Annotated in this window: 14 protein-coding genes and 2 pseudogenes; 9 read left to right on the forward strand and 7 right to left on the reverse strand. The window is 70.0% G+C overall.

What is annotated here, in order from left to right:
• Positions 1 to 2 precede the first annotated feature (2 nt).
• Together ACWC5O_RS12935 and ACWC5O_RS12940 are read left to right on the forward strand one after the other, a co-directional pair.
• Positions 3 to 1,949, forward strand: coding sequence for a cytochrome P450 family protein (locus ACWC5O_RS12935; protein WP_450586774.1), 1,947 nt, complete (start codon positions 3 to 5; stop codon positions 1,947 to 1,949).
• Positions 1,946 to 2,629 carry an SDR family oxidoreductase gene (locus ACWC5O_RS12940; RefSeq protein WP_450586776.1) on the forward strand — a complete coding sequence of 228 codons (684 nt, stop codon included), beginning with the start codon at positions 1,946 to 1,948 and terminating at the stop codon, positions 2,627 to 2,629. The genes ACWC5O_RS12935 and ACWC5O_RS12940 overlap by 4 nt, the downstream gene beginning before the upstream one ends.
• Before the next feature lie 32 nt (positions 2,630 to 2,661).
• Here the strand turns inward: ACWC5O_RS12940 and ACWC5O_RS12945 are convergent.
• A pseudogene (locus tag ACWC5O_RS12945) lies at positions 2,662 to 3,304 on the reverse strand (carbohydrate ABC transporter permease); the annotation flags it as partial.
• Between the two features lie 3 nt (positions 3,305 to 3,307).
• On the opposite strand from ACWC5O_RS12945, the pseudogene ACWC5O_RS12950 reads away from it, so the two are divergent.
• Positions 3,308 to 3,573: pseudogene (locus ACWC5O_RS12950) on the forward strand (alginate lyase family protein); the annotation flags it as partial.
• Positions 3,574 to 3,683: 110 nt separating this feature from the next.
• Positions 3,684 to 5,252, forward strand: a complete 1,569-nt coding sequence (locus ACWC5O_RS12955; RefSeq protein WP_450586804.1) for a carboxylesterase/lipase family protein — start codon at positions 3,684 to 3,686, stop codon at positions 5,250 to 5,252.
• Positions 5,253 to 5,272: 20 nt separating this feature from the next.
• On the opposite strand, the gene ACWC5O_RS12960 is transcribed toward ACWC5O_RS12955, so the two are convergent.
• Positions 5,273 to 6,160, reverse strand: coding sequence for an NmrA family NAD(P)-binding protein (locus tag ACWC5O_RS12960; RefSeq protein WP_450586777.1), 888 nt, complete (start codon positions 6,158 to 6,160; stop codon positions 5,273 to 5,275).
• The gene (locus ACWC5O_RS12965; RefSeq protein ID WP_450586779.1) at positions 6,157 to 6,585 is read right to left on the reverse strand and encodes a nuclear transport factor 2 family protein; all 429 of its coding nucleotides are present in this window, start codon (positions 6,583 to 6,585) and stop codon (positions 6,157 to 6,159) included. Before ACWC5O_RS12965 ends, ACWC5O_RS12960 begins: the two co-directional genes overlap by 4 nt.
• 108 nt (positions 6,586 to 6,693) lie before the next feature.
• Here ACWC5O_RS12965 and ACWC5O_RS12970 point away from each other — a divergent pair, with 108 nt between their 5' ends.
• Positions 6,694 to 7,302 carry a TetR/AcrR family transcriptional regulator gene (locus ACWC5O_RS12970; RefSeq protein ID WP_450586781.1) on the forward strand — a complete coding sequence of 203 codons (609 nt, stop codon included), beginning with the start codon at positions 6,694 to 6,696 and terminating at the stop codon, positions 7,300 to 7,302.
• 474 nt (positions 7,303 to 7,776) lie between these two features.
• On the forward strand, positions 7,777 to 8,517 hold the full coding sequence (locus ACWC5O_RS12975; protein ID WP_450586782.1) for a 4'-phosphopantetheinyl transferase family protein: 741 nt from the start codon (positions 7,777 to 7,779) through the stop codon (positions 8,515 to 8,517).
• On the opposite strand, the gene ACWC5O_RS12980 is transcribed toward ACWC5O_RS12975, so the two are convergent.
• Positions 8,508 to 10,058 carry an MFS transporter gene (locus tag ACWC5O_RS12980; protein ID WP_450586783.1) on the reverse strand — a complete coding sequence of 517 codons (1,551 nt, stop codon included), beginning with the start codon at positions 10,056 to 10,058 and terminating at the stop codon, positions 8,508 to 8,510. The two genes, ACWC5O_RS12975 and ACWC5O_RS12980, sit on opposite strands and share 10 nt — an antisense overlap.
• Positions 10,059 to 10,161: 103 nt before the next feature.
• Between ACWC5O_RS12980 and ACWC5O_RS12985 the strand changes: the two genes are divergently transcribed.
• A complete protein-coding gene (locus tag ACWC5O_RS12985; protein WP_450586784.1) occupies positions 10,162 to 10,908 on the forward strand; it encodes a TetR/AcrR family transcriptional regulator C-terminal domain-containing protein in 747 nt (248 codons plus the stop codon).
• Positions 10,909 to 11,172: 264 nt separating this feature from the next.
• Complete coding sequence (locus ACWC5O_RS12990; protein WP_450586786.1) at positions 11,173 to 12,054, forward strand: LuxR C-terminal-related transcriptional regulator; 882 nt, start codon at positions 11,173 to 11,175, stop codon at positions 12,052 to 12,054.
• Between the two features lie 87 nt (positions 12,055 to 12,141).
• Here the strand turns inward: ACWC5O_RS12990 and ACWC5O_RS12995 are convergent, their stop codons facing one another.
• The 3 genes from ACWC5O_RS12995 to ACWC5O_RS13005 all read right to left on the reverse strand — a co-directional run bounded on the left by ACWC5O_RS12995 (position 12,142) and on the right by ACWC5O_RS13005 (position 16,592).
• The gene (locus ACWC5O_RS12995) at positions 12,142 to 13,677 is read right to left on the reverse strand and encodes a long-chain-fatty-acid--CoA ligase (protein WP_450586787.1); all 1,536 of its coding nucleotides are present in this window, start codon (positions 13,675 to 13,677) and stop codon (positions 12,142 to 12,144) included.
• 40 nt (positions 13,678 to 13,717) lie between these two features.
• Positions 13,718 to 14,947 (reverse strand): 5-aminolevulinate synthase, encoded by a 1,230-nt coding sequence (hemA, locus tag ACWC5O_RS13000; protein ID WP_450586788.1) that lies wholly within the window; start codon positions 14,945 to 14,947, stop codon positions 13,718 to 13,720.
• 76 nt (positions 14,948 to 15,023) lie between these two features.
• Entirely contained in the window at positions 15,024 to 16,592 is a 1,569-nt protein-coding gene (locus tag ACWC5O_RS13005) for a class I adenylate-forming enzyme family protein (protein WP_450586790.1), read from the reverse strand.
• 563 nt (positions 16,593 to 17,155) lie between these two features.
• Between ACWC5O_RS13005 and ACWC5O_RS13010 the strand changes: the two genes are divergently transcribed.
• Positions 17,156 to 18,388, forward strand: a complete 1,233-nt coding sequence (locus ACWC5O_RS13010; protein WP_450586791.1) for a cytochrome P450 family protein — start codon at positions 17,156 to 17,158, stop codon at positions 18,386 to 18,388.
• Positions 18,389 to 18,554 lie beyond the last annotated feature (166 nt).

Genomic DNA, 18,554 nt, shown 5'->3' on the forward strand with positions numbered 1-18,554 from the left:
TCGTGACGAACCGCCGGAGTCCCGGCACATGCCCGGAGAGCATGCAGGTCTTCCTGGAGCGCACCGCCTGCTCCACGTTCCTCGACGCCGCACTCGTCGTCTACGAAGCGATCAGGCCGGGCTGCCCCTACCCGTGCTTCGGCGTGCTGGTCGGCCGTATGCACGGTGGCAACGCCCGCATCGAGCGCGTCGAGTTCGGCCGCAACGTGCGGGCCACCGACAGCGCGGCCCTGGGAGAGTTCGCGGAATGCATCGTGCCATGCTTCGGGACGGCCTACGAGAACCCACGTCGCGGGTACTGGTGCGATTCCACCGACTTGCTGCGCATCCTGCGGGGCGCCGAGGCGGACGGCCTGGACATCCTCGGGTCGATCCACCTGCACCCCGACTGGCACAACATCGACTCACCGGGCGGAGGGCCGCCGCTGAGCGAGTACCCGACGCGTATGGACACGTACGTGTTCGTCAACACCGGGTGGCCGGTCAACCTCATCTGCTACCTGGAGCGACGGAACTGCAGCATGTACCACTCGTGGGGTGCGTGGACCCCGAACGCCGCCGACCCCTCGAACCCTCGTTGCGACGCGCTGCCGGTGCGCCTGGCCCTGCCCGCCCATGCCCGGGGCAACGGACGACCAACGACCGCGCGGCATGAAGGTCTCGTGAGCTCGGAGCAGGTCAACGACGTTGTCACCCGCCCCACGCGGCCTCCGGGACATGAGGATGCCCACAATGCCACCGATCTCATGGACCAGCAGGGCTATGTCAATGCCCCCTATGAGCTGCTCGCCGGCCGGCGGGCCGAACGCCCCGTACAGCGCGTGATGTTCGCCGGCGCTCCGGTGTGGCTCGTCACGCGCCACGAGGACATCCGGACGGCGGGCAAGGATCCACGGCTGAGCAACGATCCGGGGCACGGCAACAAGACCGTCCGGTCCGCCCCGTGGGCCTTCGCCGACGAGACCTACACCGTCACACGCAACATGCTCCGCTCCGACCCCCCGGACCACACCAGACTGCGGGCCCTGGTGGCAGGTGAGTTCACCCCGGGCCGCATCGAGGCCCTGCGTCCCCGCATCCAGGAGATCACCGACGACCTCCTCGCCCCGGTCCTTCCGCTGGGGCGCCTGGACGTCATCACCGACTTCGCCAAGCGTCTGCCGCTCACCGTCATCTCCGAAGTGCTCGGCGTGCCGGCCGAAGGGCGCGACACCTTCGCGCGTCTGGCCGGCGTCTACGTCGAGATGAGCGAGGGCGACCACGGGCGCATGCCCCGTGCCGCCCGTGAGATGCGGGACTACCTCATCGGACTGCTGAAGGAGAAGAGGGAGGCCACCGCCGGCGCCGACGACCTGCTGGGGCGCCTGCTCGCGGGCGATCACCGGGAGGACGAGCTGATCGCCATGTCCTTCCTCCTCCTGGTGGCCGGTTTCGAGACGACCGCGAACCTCATCGGCAACGGCGTACTGGCCCTGCTGGAGCACCCCGGGCAACTGGCGATGCTGCGCGCACAGCCCCATCTCATGGGGCAGGCGATCGAGGAGATCCTCCGCTGGGACGGCCCCATCAAGATGGCGCCCGTCCTGCGGTTCACGACGTGCGACGTACAGATCGGAGACGTCACCGTCCCCGGTGGCGGAGAGGCCGTACTGTTCTCCTACGGCGCCGGCAACCGCGATCCCGCCCGTTTCGCCGAACCCGACCGGTTCGACATCCGCCGCGACAGCCGGGGTCACCTCGCCTTCGGATACGGGATCCACCACTGCCTGGGCGCGCCGCTCGGCAAAGCGGAAGCCACCATCGGGCTGCGCACCCTTCTGGAACGCTGCGACGAACTGGCGCTCGCGACCGACCCCAGCGAACTGACCTGGGGGTACAGCCGGTTCATGCGTGGACTGACCAGCCTGCCGGTCACCTTCCGGCCCGTCACAGGAGGTGCCACACCATGAACACCCCACGACCTCGCGCCCTCGTGACCGGCGCCTCCCGGGGGATCGGCGCTGCCATCGCCCGTGCCCTCGCCCCCACGCACGACGTGCTCCTCGGCGGCCGGGACACCCGGTTGCTCGAGGCGCTCGCCCAGGAGCTGCCCGGAGACGCCGGCCCCTGGGTGGCCGACCTGGCGGATCCCGGGGAACTCGCCCGGGCCACGACGGACATCGACCGACTGGACGTGCTCATACACAACGCAGCCGTCGCGGAACCCGGCACCATCGCCGACACCTCGCTCGACGCGTGGCAGCGCGTCTTCGCCGTCAACCTCTTCTCCGCCGCCGAACTCACCCGGCTGCTCCTGCCGCCCCTCCGCCGGGGCCGAGGACATGTGGTCCTGATCAACGCCGGGTCCGGCCTCCGGGTCAAGTCGCATCGCGGCGCCTACGCCGCCAGCAAGTACGCGCTGCGAGCGTTCGCAGAGGCCCTTCAGGCCGAGGAGAGCCCCAACGGAGTCCGAGTGACGTCGATCCACCCGGGCCCGACAGACACCGAACTGCAACGCAGGGCGGCCGAACGGGCCGGGCGCGAGTACCGCCCGGAGCAGTTCCTGCGACCCGAGTCGGTGGCCGCCGTCGTACTCAACGCGGTACGGGCACCTGCGGACGCGACGGTGTCCCGTACCGTCATCGACTGAGGACTGTTCAACGTCACCGGTCACGGCGATGCTCACTTCAACGCCCCCAACGTCACCCCCGTCCGCCAGTACCTCCGCATCCCCACCATCATCACCGCCATCGGCACGATCGACAGCAGCGCACCCGTCAGCACCAGGTTCGTCAGGTCGACCCCCGACTCCAGGCGTTTGCCGTCCAGTTGTACAGGCCCAGGTTGAGGGTCCAGTTCTCCTCGCCACGCAGGACGGTCAGGGGGGAAGAAGGCGTTCCACGTGTTGACGAAGGCCAGGAGGAAGACCGTGGCGCCGCCTGTGGTCAACATGCGCAGGACGATGGTGAAGAAGATCCGCAGCTCGCCCGCGCCGTCGATGCGGGCCGCCTCCAGGATCTCGTACGGGATGGTGGACTCTGTGTAGACCTTGGCGAGGTAGACGCTGCGGGTTGATCAGACAGGGGATCAGCATCGCCCACGGCGTGTCCACCAGGCCGATCTTCGAAAACAGCAAATACAGGGGGAGCGTCAGCAGCGCGATCGGCATCAGGAACGAGCCCACCACACATGCGAACACCGCACCCCGGCCCGGGAAGTCGAAGCGGGCCAAGCCGTAGCCGGTGGCCAGGGCGATGAGCGTGCCGCCGAGTGAGCCGACACCGGCGTACAGGAACGAGTCGGCCGTCCAGCGCAGGAAGATGCCGGGGACGTCCCGTACACCACCTACTCTGGGGCAGTGGCCAGAACTGTGCCCAGCAGTCCCAGAGCGCCGTCTCCGCCGCCTCCCGCGGCCAGGTCCGCCCGGTGTGGGCGATGCTCCACTACCACTACAACCGGCGCCTCCACCTGGACGACCAGTACATCGCTCAGATGTGCCACTCGGTGGCCCCCGAGGGCGGAGGCGGGGACTACGGCTCCACCTCCGGCGGATACGACCAGCTCGGCTTCGGCACCCTCATGTACGCCAAATAGGCCGACGTAGCCCGAACGGCCCAGCGCGGGGTCCGTGCACCGGAATACATCCGGGTGATGTGGTGCTCTGATGTGAACGGTGCATGAGCACGGCGAAGGGCTGGTGGGCGATGACGGCAGACCGGACGGGCCCCGTGGTCACCACACCCCACGGGGCCGTACGCGGCCGGTACGAGCGGGGCGTCGCGGTGTTCCGGGGCATCCCGTACGCCGCCCCGCCCTTCGGCCCCCGGCGGTTCCGGCCGCCCGAGCCGCCCGAGCCCTGGGACGGGGTACGCGACGCCGGAGCCTTCGGGCCGACGGCGCCGAAACCCCCGTACTCGGAGGCGTTCGCCCAGTACCTGTCGGACCCCGTCATCCCCGGCGACGACTGCCTCAACCTCAACGTGTGGACCCCCGAGCCGGGCCCCGGCGCCCGGCTCCCGGTCCTGGTCTGGCTGCACGGCGGCGCCCTGACCAGGGGATCCTCCGCCGTGCCCGTGTACGACGGACGCACCTTCGCCCGCGACGGAGTCGTCTGCGTCTCGGTCAACTACCGGCTGGGTGTCGAGGGCTACGGACTGTTCCCGGACGCGCCGCCCAACCCCGGCCTGCGCGACCAGCTCGCCGCCCTGCGCTGGGTGCACGAGAGCATCGCGGCCTTCGGCGGCGACCCCGGCAACGTGACCCTCGGCGGACAGTCGGCCGGCGCCATCAGCGCCGGAGCCCTGATCGCCGCACCCCAGGCCCAGGGCCTGATACGCCGGGCGGTCCTGCAGAGCGGACCGCCGGAAGCCTCGGAACGCGACAAGGTGCGGCGCATGGTGCGCCGCATGGCCACCCGGCTGAAGGTCCCCGCCACCGCCGAGGCCTTCGCCGCCGTCGACCGCGACCTGCTGCTGCGCAGCCAGGCCGAGGTGGGGCGGCTGAGCAGCCCCGTCCTGGGCGGTCCCGCCTTCGGCATCGTCGTCGACGGCGACCTCGTGCCCGGCGACCCGCTCCAGGCCCTCATCGCCGGCGGGGCCGCCCAGGGTGTCGACCTCCTCATGGGCTGGACCCGGGACGAGTACCGGCTGTGGCTGGTGCCCGGCGGACTCCTGGAGCACGTCGACCGGCTCGGGCCGGTCGCCCTGGCCGGTGCCATGGCCCGCTGCCACGTCGGCCACGAGGTCCCGCGCGGCTACCGCACCCTGCACCCCGACGCCGGCACCGCCGAGACCGTCGGCCAGATGGTCACCGACCACCTGCTGCGCGCCCCGCTGCACCGGCTGGCCGACGCCCGCCCCGGCACCTCGTACCTCTACGAGTTCGCCTGGCCGTCCCGCCTCCCCGATCTCGGCGCCTGCCACGCCCTGGAACTCGGGTTCGTCTTCGACACCGGCGACGTCCCGGAGTCCGCCAAGCTGGCCGGCGAGGGAGCCCCGCCGGAGCTGGCCACCGCGATGCACGCGGCCTGGGTACGGTTCGCCGCGACCGGGGATCCGGGCTGGCAGGCCTGGGACGCCTCCCATCCGGTACGGATCTTCGACGACGGTGTCCCGCACACCGCGTACGGTCCCCGGGATCAGGAACTCGCCCTCTGGACGGCCGCCCTCAAGGTCCCGGAACCGGCCTCGCCCTCCGACGCCCGGGCCGCCGGAGCCGAACTCGCCTCAGCGGTACGGCGGTTGCGCCGATCGGTGGGGGCGCGGCGCCGCTGAGACGTACACGATCGTCCCGCCTACCGGGTCGGACGGACGTCCGGGGCCTGCCGAATCCGGGTTCCGTCCCCTGCCAGCTCGCGTCCGGCCACCGCCCGGAAGCTGTACGGCGGGCGGCCGGTGAGGCGCCGGACGGTCTCGGTGGTCCGGTCCTCGGCTCCCTGGGCGATGGCGCGTTCCAGGCCGGCCAGCATGGTGGCGAACTCCAGCGGCATGGACGCGGCCAGGCGGTCACGCATCTGGTCGTACGTCAGGTGCCGGTGGGCCACCGTGCGGCCGGTGACCTCTGTGAGGACGCGGGCGACGTCGTCGTGGCTGAGCGCCTCCGGGCCGGTCAGGATCAGGTCGGCATCGGGCGCGCGGCCGTCGGTCAGAGCACGGACCGCTACGGCGGCGATGTCGTCTGCGTCGACGAAGCCGACCCGGCCGGTACCGGCCGCGGTCAGGATGACCCCGTCCGCACGGATGCTGTGGGCGTGGGCGTGCGTGCCGGTGAAGTTCTGCATGAACCAGGAGGGCCGCAGTACCGCCCACTGGTCGAACAGACCGGGCAGGGCCCGGTGCACCACTCCCACTCCCGGGCCGCCCTCGGGGATGGCCGACGAACTGAGGAGTACGGCGCGGTGTACGCCTGCAGTGCGGGCCCGGCGGAGGAAGGGCAGCATGACCGCGGCCGGGTCCGGGTCGCCGACCGGCGGGACGAGGTAGACGCGTTCGGCTCCGGTGAGGGCGTCGCCGAAGGTTGTGGAGTCGTACCAGTCGAAGCGGACCGGTTCCGCGCCCGCGATCCGGGTGGCCCGACGGCTCGCGGCCCTGACGCGGTGGCCGGCGGCGATCAGCCCGGTGGCGGTTCGGCTGCCGGTGGTGCCGGTCGCTCCGATGACCAGGGTGGTGCCCGTGACGGTCATCGGACACTGCGGCCGGTGAAGTCCAGGCCGGGCTGCTGGACGGCGAGGGGGTTCCAGTAGTCCCGGTAGGAGGTGAACCGCCCGTCCTGGACGGACACGACGGCGATGTAGGTCATGTCGAAGGGACTCCCCGTCCCGACCAGGCGGCCCACGCCGCGCATCTCCACCACGATCGTCTCCGGCCTGGTGGTCCGGTGGATCCGCAGGTCGGGGAAGCCGTGCAGGTCGATGTGGTCGGGGTAGTCGCGCATGTAGGCGGCGATGGCCTCTCGGCCCTCCAGTCGTGCGGGCCAACCCGGGGGTGCGAAGGGGAACTCCATGACGCCGGCCTCGGCCCACAGGCCGACCCAGGCGGTGATGTCCTTGGCGAGGAGCAGGCGCAGGCTGTGGCGGTAGAGCACGTCCGGTGGGGTGTCTGTGGGCATGGGATCCTCCGTCCCGTACGATACGGACCCGTGGTCCGTTTCGATGGACGATACGGACCGCGGGTCCGGATCGCAAGGGAGGAGCCACGTGACCGAGGGAGGAGCCGCATGACCGAGCGCAGACCGCGCAAGGACGCGACGCGCAACCGGGCTGCCGTCTTCGCCGCCGCCGACACACTCTTCGCTCAGTGCCAGAGCCCGGAGAGCGTCACCATGGCCGACATCGCGGCCGCGGCCGGCGTCGGCAAGGCAACCCTCTTCCGTGCCTTCGGGGATCGCACCGGGCTGATCCGCGCGCTGTACGAGGCACGGCTCGAACCGGTCAGGAACGCGGTCGAAGAGGGCCCGCCGCCCCTGGGGCCCGCGACCCCGCCACTGGTGCGCGTGCCGGCACTGCTCGACGCCGTCCTGTGCTTCAAGCTCGACAACCGCCACCTCGCACTGGCCCTGGAGCAGACCGGCGCGGCCAGCCCCTACCGGGCCGAGCACTACCGACGCTGGCACGCCCTGCTCCGTGACCTGCTCGAGCAGATCCCGTCGGCCGGCTCCGGCTCCGCCGACTTCACCGCCCATGCGCTGCTCGCCGCCACCCGGGCCGATCTGGTCGCCCACCTGGCCGGTGAGAGGGCCGTGCCACGCGAGGAACTGCGCGAGCAACTGGCGCACTTCACCGCCTCGGTCCTCGATACCTGTGATGCGGGCGGCACACCCGGCTGAGGAGGGATCACACGGGCCGTTCGAGGGGAACGGTGCGGCGCCGCGGTCCGCGGCGGTGATTGGCCGCCCGCCGCACCGGGTCGGGCATCGGCGCCGCGGTCGCGCACCGGTTGGCCGCCGAAGACGCCACCGTCGTAGTCGTCGGGCGCATGCGGGCCCGTTCACCGAAGGGAGGCCGGGCCTGATCGGAGCGATCGAGGCGAGCACCGTCCGAGAGGCGGCGGCCCGTTGGTCGGAGGGGGCGAGGACACGGACGCCGCGATCCGTCCGCAGTCAGGAGTCCCCTTGGTGACGATCATGGGCCTTGTCCGGTGTCAGCAGCGGCATTAGCGTAGTCACTCCACTCGGCGTTGCCATCGGTACTGCGCGCACCGGCTCGTCCGACTCGCCGAGGGCGTCGTGCCAGGGGTCAGTGTGGTGGTGCGGGTCTCGCCGACCACCTGGTAGCGGCTGGACCAGGGGCTCGGGGGGAAAGTGATAGAGGAGATATTGCCCGCGGACGTCACGTCCGCGGATGCGGTCGACGACGACTTGGACATTCATCTCTTCGCCGAGGAACGCGCGGCCATCGTCCATGCCGTGCCGCGGCGCCGACGAGAATTCTCGACGGCGCGCCGCTGCGCCCGGGCCGCTCTCGGAGAACTGGGAATCCCCCCGGTTCCGTTGCCACCCGGGAGACAACGGGACCCGCAGTGGCCGGCCGGAGTGGTCGGAAGCATGACGCATTGCCCCGGATACCGGGCCGCCGCGGTGGCCCGGGCCGGCCGGATGCATTCTGTGGGCATCGACGCGGAGGAAGCTGTCCCTCTGCCTGACGGCGTGCTCGACCAGGCCGGACTGCCCGCCGAACGGGACATGGTGGAACGGCTCGGCGCCCAGAGCGACGCAGTGCCCTGGGACCGATTGCTGTTCAGCTGCAAGGAGGCGGTCTTCAAGACCTGGTTCCCCCTCACCCGGCGCATGCTGGGTTTCGACGGCGCCCGGATCGACATCGATTCCGGCGGGCTCTTCTCCGCGCGGTTCCTGGTGCCACCACCCCTGGCGGCAGGGAAGCCGGTGCCGCGGCTCATGGGGCGCTGGATGCACCGCGACGGGCTCATTCTGACGGCCATCGCCATCCCCGTCCGCGAACGCGTTCCCGGCGTGCGGAGCGCGCATGCGGACACCCTCGGGCGCCCTTCCGGCGCCCCTCCCGTTCCGGTCGCCTACTGGTAGGCCGGGGCGTCCTGCTGCGTCGGGTCGCCGGCGGGGGCGGTGGATGGGCGCGATGCCTGGCGGAGGAGGAGGGCGACGACCACTGCCGCAGCTGCGAGGCATGCGCTGCCGCAGCGCAGTGCGAGATGCAGGCCGTCGATGAAGGCGCCGTTCACGGCGTCGTGGACAGGCGCCGGTAGCTCCGCGGTCCCGGCTGTTCCCGTAGTGGTGACCGAGTTCGCGATGCTGTGGTGCGATTCCGGCGGCACGCCGAGCCGATCGAGCGATTCGGCCAAGGTGGCGGTCAGCCGGCTGGTGAGGATGGCTCCCAGGACCGCGACGCCGATGACCCCACCGGTCTCGCGCAGGGTGTTGATGGTCGCGGAGGCCATTCCGGCCCGGGCCATCGGGACGCGCTGCATGACGATGATGGACGACGGTGTGAAGGTCATCCCCATGCCGAGTCCCATGATGATCAGTACCCACAGGTACTGCGGGTAGTGCGCGTGCCCACCGTAGAGCGAGAGGCCGCCGAGAGCCACGGCGCAGAGGCTCAGACCGGTCACCACGGGAAGGCGGGGGCCGTAGCGCATGGCGAGTGCGCTGCTCAGCGGCGCGGCGATGATGACCATCGCGGTCATGGGCAGTCCGGCCAGCCCGGCATGCGACGGCGACCAGCCCATCACGTCCTGCATGAGCAACGGCAGGAAGAACGACGCGCCGAACATGGCGAAGCTGATCATGAATCCGCTTCCGGCGGCTCCGCAGAGCACGGCATCCCGGAAGAAGCGCAGGTCAAGCATGGGATCGGTGGTACGCAGCTCGACCAGGAGGAAGGCCAGAAGAGCAACCGCCGCAGTCGCTGCGACGGTCAGAACGCGGTTGTCGCTCCAACCGCGGGCCGGCCCTTCGACCAACGCGTAGACCAAGGCGCCGAAGCCCACGGCGGAGAGCAGCTGGCCGGGAAGGTCCACTCGCCTGGCCCACGTGGGGGACTCGGGAAGCACCCGGGTGGCGAGCAGGAGCGCCGCCACTCCGATCGGGACGTTGATCCAGAACACGCTGGCCCATCCGAACCGGTCCACCATCGGCCCGCCCACGACCGGGCCGATCGCCAGGCCCAGTGAGGAGACGGCGGACCAGAGTCCGATGGCCCGGGCTCGTTCCTTCTCGTCGGTGAAGGCGTGCCGCAGGATCGACAGGCTGCCCGGCGTGAGCAGGGCCGCGCCCAGCCCTTGCAGCATCCGCGCGCAGACCAGCATGCCGGTCGACCCGGAGAGTGCTGCCGCCGCCGATCCCCCGGTGAAGAGAACGAGTCCGATGAGGAAGATCCGTTTGCGGCCGAACCGGTCGCCGAGCGTGCCGCCGGTGAGGAGGAACGCGGCATAGACCAGGCTGTAGCCCTCCACCACCCACTGCAGTCCGCTGACACCGCTGTGGAGTTGCTGCCCGATGCGTGGCAGGGCGTTGTTGACGATGACATTGTCCAGCATCGCCATGAACATGGTGGCGCATAACACGGCAAGTACGAGCCACTGGCGCCGACGGGTCAACTCCGTCATCACGCTCCCTGACAGTGTTAGTTGGGTTCTTGGCGCGGCCAGCATGACCCTAACGGTGTTAGATTGCAAGCTGGTCTTGTCTTGACGGAGGTGGCCGGTGGGAATGGCAGCGGACAGCGCGGCCGAGGGCTCCGCACCGTCAGGTGTGAGCCGTCAGAAGCTCGCGGAGGCGGCCCTGCAGGTGCTCGAACGTGAAGGCATCAGCGGGCTGTCGATGCGAAAAGTCGCCGCCGAACTGGGCGTGAAGGCGGCATCGCTGTACTGGCACGTCCGCGGCAAGGAACAACTGCTGGACCTGCTCACGGACGCACTCATGGCTGATGCCGAACTGCCGCCCAGACAGGGCGACTGGCGAGAGCAGCTCCGGGAGTACTCGCGTCGCTACCGGCGGCACCTGCTCGCGAAGCGGGACGCCGCCAGGGTCGTCGCCGGGCGCCTGGCGCTCGGCCCGCATCTGCTGCGCCTCATGGAGGATCAGCTGGACCGACTGCGGGAAGCCGGATTCTCCAATGCCGATGCCGCGCTCGCCAGTTACCTGCTCGGTGTCTACGTGCAGGGCTTCGTGCTTCAGGAGCAGGTGCCCCTCTCCGACGAGACGGAGGGAACCAGCCGTTCCGAGGCCGCCCGAGCGGCGGCCGACCGACTGCGTGCCCTGCCGGAAGCGACCTTCCCCAACCTCGTCACCCTGGCCGACGACCTCGCCGGCCCGTCCATGGAAGAACGCTTCGTCTTCGGCCTCGAACGGCTCCTCGACGGGCTGGCGGGCCTGCTGGGCGAGACCCCTGCACCATCCACGGCGGAATCCGCCTCCCGCGAACCGCGACGGGAAGTCGCCAGGCCGGGGAAGTGACATGCCGTGGGTGATCCCCGTCGTCGAGGCCCGGTGGCGCACTTGACCTGCTTGACAGCCCTGGAGGCGTGGACAAGAGTCCTGATGTCGAAGACGTAACACCATTAACACCAGTAATACTTGTAACGACAGTTGACGGGGGATCAATGTCGCTATGGCTGGATCCTGTTCCAAAGCCGACCGTCCCCGGGCCGGATCGGGACAGTGGGGGGCGAGTCGTCAGGCGACGGCGCCGGCCGCGCCACGCGGTGACCACCCAGCGCTGTGTACCTGCCAGTGCTCGCCCAAATCGCTTACAAAATCAAGGAATTGAAGGCCACACGCCTGCTCGGCGCGGACGCAGTGCAGCTGCACGGTCCCGGGCGCAGGCGCGATGGCGCGCCAACACCCCGGCCCGGGCGCTCTGTCTCCGATGCCGCCTGCCGCTTCGACCACCGTTTCCCACGATTCGCCCGAAGGAGCGTTACATTGGCAAGCGAACCAGTCGATGCCGGATGGCGCGTTGCGCTGGTTATCAAGGATGCGATTCACCGCTACGGCATCGAGGGCATGCTCCGCGCCACTGCCCTGACCGCGTCCTCGCGCCATCTCGGCTTCGGAGGGGAGGACATCCGCGGCTGTGACGGGAAGGGGCTGGACATCCTCCTCGCGGCGGCGGGCGATCTGGAGGCTGAGCACATCCGGGACGCGGTCCGTGAATTGTGCGGGCGGGGGCCTGCCTTGCTGCTGCTGCTGGACGGGCCGGACGCCCTCGACGCCCCCTGGATCGCGACGTGCGGCGCGAAGGGCTTCCTCGACTGGTCGGCGTTGGAGCCGCGCACACTCGCGGACGCGGTGTCGGACGTCATGGCAGGCAAGTTCTATGTGTCCGCCGGTCTGGCCCAGCGGCTCGTCACCCGTGCCGGTCAGGTGTCCCCGAGTGGTCCGCCGCAGCGGGTCCCGGCCGGTGCGGCGCTGACCGCGCGTGAGCTCCAGGTGTTGCGGCTGATCGCGGACGGCCTGAGCAACAAGCAGGTCTCCCGGCGGCTGCTGATCTCCGAACACGGAGTGAAGCGACTGGTGGGCAGCATTCTGGCCAAGTTGAACTGCCCCAACCGGACGCTCGCGGTGGTGAGGGCGAAGGACAACGGCCTGCTGGCGGCCTGAACGGACCAGGACGAGGGCGGGTTGGGACGGTTCTCCCCGTCCCAACCCGCCCTCGGTCCCGAGGTCCACGGAGACGAGCATGCGGTCTCAGCCGGTCAGTTCGGCCCGGAGGGCCCGCTTGAGGACCTTGCCGCTGGGACCGAGCGGCAAGGCGTCCACGAACTCGACCCTGCGTGGGTACTTGTACGCGGCGAGCCGCTCGCGGCTCCAGCTGACGATCTCCGCACCCAGCTCGGCCCCTGGCCGGGCACCCGGCCGCACCTGCACGACCGCGCAGATCTCCTCGCCGTACGTGCTGTGCGGCAGGCCGATGACGGAGACCTGGGCGATGGCCGGATGGTGCACCAGGACCTCCTCGACCTCGCGAGGATAGACGTTGTACCCGTTGCGCAGGACCATGTCCTTCTTCCGGTCCACGATGGACAGATAGCCGTCCTTGTCCTTCATCCCCAGGTCGCCGGACCGGAACCAGCCGTCCACCAGCACCTCGGCGGTGGCTTCAGGACGGTTGAGGTATCCGGCCATCACGTTGTGCCCGCGAATGACGATCTCGCCGACCTCCTCCGCCGGCAGCAGTTCGATCCGGTCCTCCAGGTCGGCCCGGGCGATCTCGGCCTCGACCCCCCAGACAGGGTGCCCCACGGTGCCCGGCCGGCACGGCCAGGCACGCTGGTTGTACGCGACGACGGGCGACGTCTCGGTGAGACCGTACCCCTCGTAGATGCGGCAGCCGAACACCTCCTCGAACCTCTCCAGCACGGGTACCGGGAGCGCCGCCCCGCCACTGAAGACACGATCCAGGGGCGGCCTGCGCGACTCCCGAGCCGCCGCGTCCAGAAGCGCGATGCACATCGTCGGCACCGCCATCAAGACGGTGCAACCGCGCTCCGCCATGATCTCCAGGGCGCGCGGCGCGTCGAAGCGGTCCATCAGCACCATCGTGGCGCCGGCCCGGAAGCAGGTGGCCATGCCGCAGATCTGCCCGAAGGTGTGGAACAACGGCAGGCATCCCAGCAGGATGTCGTCGGCCCGGAAGTCGAACGGGGATTCCATACCGATGGTCACGTTCATCGTGACGCTCAGATGCGTCAGCATCGCGCCCTTGGGGCGGCCGGTGGTCCCGGAGGTGTACAGCACCAGCGCGAGGTCGCCGGGTTCGCGGGGCAGCAGGCGGTCGACGGGCTCGGCCTGCTCGGCGAGCGCGTCCAGGCCGGTCCCGTGGGGCTCGCCCGTCGCTCGCACGGTCAGCAGGCGTACCCCGGCCGCCGTGGCCGCGGCCCGCCCCACCGGCAGCAGCGTTCCGTCACAGATGACGGCGACGCAGTCGGCGTCCCGCAGCACGTACTCGACCTCGTGCGCCTTGAGGAGCGCGTTCACCGGCACCACTGTGGCGCCGAGTGCCAGGACGCCGAAGTAGGCGAGGGGGAACTCGACCTGGTTGCCGAGCAGCAGCGCCACCCGGTCCCCGGGGCCGACACCCGTCTCGGCCAGCACCGCGGCGTACTGCCGCGTCCGCCGCCACAGAGTCCGATAGCTGTACGTCTCCCTGCCGCTGATGATCGCCGGGTGGTCCGGACGCCGGGCCGCGGACTCCGCCAGCACCGAGGCCAGGGACAAGGACACGGAAGACTCCTCTCGTCGAACGCCAACCCCGCGGGAATGATCAGCGGTGGACCGTGGCCGTGTCCCGCGGGAGGCCCAGCTCCTCCCAAATGCCGTCGACAGCCTCGGCGAACTTCTCGACATCGGTCGCGGTGTGGGTGGCGGAGGGGGCGACTCGGAGGATCTCCTCGCCGGCCCGCACGCTGGGCGCGTTGATCGCCTGGACGTAGATGCCGTGCCGCTCCAGCAACAGCGCGGAGGCCTCCTGGCAGAGCCTCTCGTCCCGCACGAGGACCGAGACGATGTGCGACTGCGACGAGATGAAGGGTATGCGCCGCTCGCCCAGCAACTGGTGCAGCAGCTGGGCGTTGTTCCGCAGCCGCTCGCGCTCGGCGTCGCTGGACCGCAGATGCTGCACCGCGGCGAGCGCGCCCGCGGCCATGGCGGGCGGCATCGACGTGGTGAAGATGAAGGGCCGCGAAAGGCTGCGGACAGCCTCCACCAGTACGGCCGGGCCGGCGATGTAGCCGCCCGCGGTGCCATAGCCCTTCGCCAGGGTGCCCATGACGACGGTGAAACGGTCGGCGATGCCTTCACGTGCGGCGATGCCGGCACCCTCGGGCCCGTACATGCCCACTGCGTGCACCTCGTCGATGAACGTGACGGCTCCGTGGCGCTCAGCCAGGTCGGCGATCTCCGCGAGCGGCGCCACATCACCGGACATGGAATAGACCGACTCCGCGACGATCAGCTTCGGACGGTCCGGGTCGGCGGAGGCGAGCAACTCTTCGAGGTGCGCCGTGTCGTTGTGACGGAAGATCAGCTTCTGGGCGCCGCTGTGCCGCAGGCCGTCGATGATCGAGGCGTGGTTCAGTTCGTCCGAGAAGACCAGGGTCCCGGGCATACGACCGGCCAGGACGGTCAGCGCACCGTCGTTCGCCGTGTATCCCGAGCTGAAGATCAGTGCCGCCTCCTTGCCGTGGAGCGCCGCCAGTTCGCTCTCCAGCAGGCCGTGGTACGGGTTGGTCCCACCGATGTTCCGGGATCCACCGGAGCCGGCGCCGAACGCGTCGACCGCGTTCTTCATGGCCGCGAGCACCGAGGGGTTCTGGCCCATACCGAGATAGTCGTTGCTGCACCAGACGCTGATCTCCTGGTCCGGTCTGCCGGAGCCGATCCGGGCCAGCGCACTGGGGAAGCGTCCGGCACGCCGGCCGATCTCCAGGAAGGCACGCTTGCTGTCGGCGAGCTCGTCCAACTCCAGGGCGAAGAAGTCCAGGTACTGGGTCATCGTAGTCAACTCGCTCTCTGCCGGGTCTGACGCCCGGCCGGCGCCGTGGCCGGCCAGGGCAAAGGAAGGGGGGCGTTCAGCCGATCGGGTAGAGCCGACGGAGCAAGTGCTTGTCCACCTTGCCGGAGAAGCCGAGCGGCAGTTCGTCGAGGAAGTGGATCTCCTCGGGGGCGTGGACGGGGGAGAGCACCTCGCTGATGCGCGCGCGGATGTCACCGGGGCTGAGCTGGGCCCCGGGCTTCACCACGACGGCGGCGTGCACGTGCTCCAGGTTCTCGAGGTCCCGGACGCCGTACACCGCGACGTTCGCGACACCCGGCAGGTTCGCGATCTCCCGCTCCACGACAGCAGGGTGGACCTTGACGCCGTCGGTCTTCACGGTGTCGGCGACCCGGTCGACCAACGAAAGGTAACCCTGGTCGTCGAGCCGCCCGATGTCTCCCGTGAGGTACCACCCGTCGCGCAGCGCCCGTGCCGTGAGCGCGGGGTCGTTCAGATAGCCGTCCATCAGGGTCCCCGAGCGCAGCCATACTTCGCCGGTCTCGCCGACCGGCAGCTCCGCACCCGAGACCTCGTCGCAGATCTTGAGTCCGATCCCCGGGAAAGGACGGCCCACCGTCGATCGCAAGCGCGGGTCGTCATGGTCCCCGGGGAGCAGGATGGTGGCTCCGGCCGATTCGGAACTGCCGTACAACTGCACGAGAGTGGGACCGAACACCCGAGTCGCTTCCTCGAGCTTCGCGGGCGAGGCCGCGACGCCGGTGTAGATCAGTGCCCGCAGCGAGGCCAGATCGGTCCGCTCTGTCCGCACGGCTTCCAGGGCCTGGTACAGCTGCGGGGTGGCCATGAAAGTCAGGGTGATCGAGTGCTCCGCGATGGCACGCACCACCTGTACCGCGTCGAAGTCCTCGTGCAGGACGACGGTCCCGCCCGCGTAGAGCACCGCGTCGGCGATCTGTCCCGCGACGAAGCTCAGCGGGGTCGCGGCCAGCAGGCGCGCATCGGGGTCGGCGGGCAAGCCGCGCACCCTCGACTCCACGACACCCGCCGAGAGACAGATGCCCTTGGGCTTCCCCGTGCTGCCGCTCGTGTAGCTGATCAACGCGAGCTGCCGAGGATCGCGGGGCGGCAGCTCACCGAGATCCGGGACGACGCCGGCGGCGGCCGTGACGCCGGCTGCCGGCTCGGCATCGGCCTCCGTGACCACGAACCGGCCCGGCGCGCGTGCCGACAGCTCCCGCGCCCGGCCGATGTTCTCCGCATCGGCCACAAGGACCTGGGCGGAGGAGTCGAGAAGGATCCGCAGTTGTTCGTCAGGGGCCAACTCACGTGCCGTGGAGGCCGGATTGGTCCCCCGTACATAGGTGACGGCCCCACCGAGCAGGTGTGTCGCGTACCGGACCGTGAGCATGTCCGGACTGTTCGGCGCCACCAGCACGGCCACCGTGGTACCAGGGCCGATTCCGAGCTTGCGCAGGTTCCGGACCGAGTCGGCGACACATCCGGCGAGCTCACCCGCCTGGATCGCCCGGCCACGCCAGTGCACGGCGACCCGCTCCGGGTCGGAGCTGAGCGCGGTCAGGATGTCCAAGGCGTAGCAGTCGTCCGCGGGCCGTTGGTCCATTGAGCCGCCCGTCTCCGTCATGCGGGTCTCCACTTCCTGTCGATGAGCCGTTCGGAACGCTGCTGTGCCCTGTGCCGATCTTCCTCAGCCTCTCCCGAGCCCGACGCGGCAAGCATGTGCGAACGATGTGCCCGAACGGTTCACGGTCCCGCCCCGATCGACCGCCCCGATCGGCTACCCCACCTCTCACCTGTGTTCTTGAGCGAGAAACCCTCTGCCGTACCCGTCCTCGATCTGGTTAGATGATCCGCGCCCACCGCTTCCCCCGGGTGACACACAGAGGGGGAAGGACTTGGTGACATCCGTATCGCCGCACCGGCTCGGCCCTGGCTGCCCGGTACACACCGGCAACCGGAAGCGCCCGCCCGGCCGAGGACTCCGGATCGACTGATCGTGCCGATGACTGTCGAGAGGCGGTCCGATCATCTGTCGCACATCGAGCGGTCGTCCGGGACGGCAAGCCGGCCGGCCGACGAGCCCGTTCCACCGCGCGCTGACAGGGCTGCGGTCCGGTTCGCACCGGCCGCCGTCGCCATCCTGAGCGCTGTTCCCGTCGTATCCAACAACACATCAGGAGCCCGTACATGGAAGCCGAGCGCTGCCCCTTTCGGATCGATCCCGGCGGGAGCGACATCCACAGTGAGAACCGCCTCCTCTACCGCGACGGGCCAGTGGCCAAGGTGGAGCTGCCCGGTGGCGTGGAGGCGTGGGCGGTGGGCAGCCAGCAGCTGGTCAAGCAGCTCCTGGGCGACCCCAGGGTCTCCAGGAGCGCCCGGCAGCACTGGGACGCCTTCATGCGCGGCGAGATCCCGCCCGACTGGTCGCTGATGGTCTGGGTGGCTGCCGAGAACATGTTCACCGCCTACGGCTCCGAGCACCGGCGGCTTCGGCGGCTGGCGTCCGGCGCCTTCACCGCCCGGCGCATCGAGGCGCTGCGGCCGCAGGTCGAGGCCGTCGTCACCGGGCTGCTGGACGAGCTGGAGACCGCCCCGGAGGGCATCGCCACCGACCTGCGCGAGGGCTACGCCTACGCCGTCCCCATCCAGGTGATCGGCACCCTGCTCGGCGTCCCCGAGGAGCGGATGCCGGACCTGCGCACCTGTGTGAAGGCGATCTTCAACACCACCATCTCGCCGGAGGACGCACGGGCCAACGGTGAGCGGTTCTACGGGCTGCTCGTCGAACTGGCGGTGCTCAAGCAGAAGGAGCCGGGTGACGACCTGACCAGTGCGCTGATCGCGGTCCGGGACGACGAGGACGGCAGCGCGCTCACCCAGGAGGAAGTGGTCGAGACGCTCATGGCGCTCATCAGCGCCGGCCTCGAGACCACCGTCAACCTGCTGGACAACTCGATTCATCTGCTCCTCACCCACGCCGACCAGCTGGCGCTGGTCCGCTCCGGACAAGCCTCGTGGAGCGACGTGGTCGAGGAGTCACTGCGGCTCCAGGCCCCGGTGGCGAACATTCCGCTGCGCTTCGCGGTGGAGGACATACAGGCCGGCGACGTGCTGATCCGCAAGGGTGAGGCGATCCTGATCGGCTACGCCGCGGCCGGACGCGACGAGGCGGTGCACGGCGACACCGCGGCACAGTTCGACGTCACCCGGGCCAACAAGGAACATGTGTCCTTCGGGTACGGCGTGAAGTTCTGCCTGGGTGCCGCTCTGGCCCGGCTGGAGGCATCGACGGCACTGCCCGCGCTCTTCGAGCGGTTCCCGCAGATGGCGCTGGAGGGCAACGAGCTGACGCCGCTGGCCTCGTTCATCACCAACGGGCACCGGACCCTGCCGGTGGTCCTCCGGCCCGCGGCGGGCTGACCGGCGGGCAACGGCCCGCAGTTCGCTGTCCTTCGGCCGGGAGATGCCGAAGTCGATGACCTTCGGTCCGTCCTCGGCGAGCAGCACGTTGCTCGGCTTGCCGCGCCAATCGATCCACGGTGACTCCGCTACCTCCGCCGGGTCGATCTCCAGCCCGGCTCGGCGG

Source organism: Streptomyces sp. NPDC001450 (assembly GCF_053597295.1).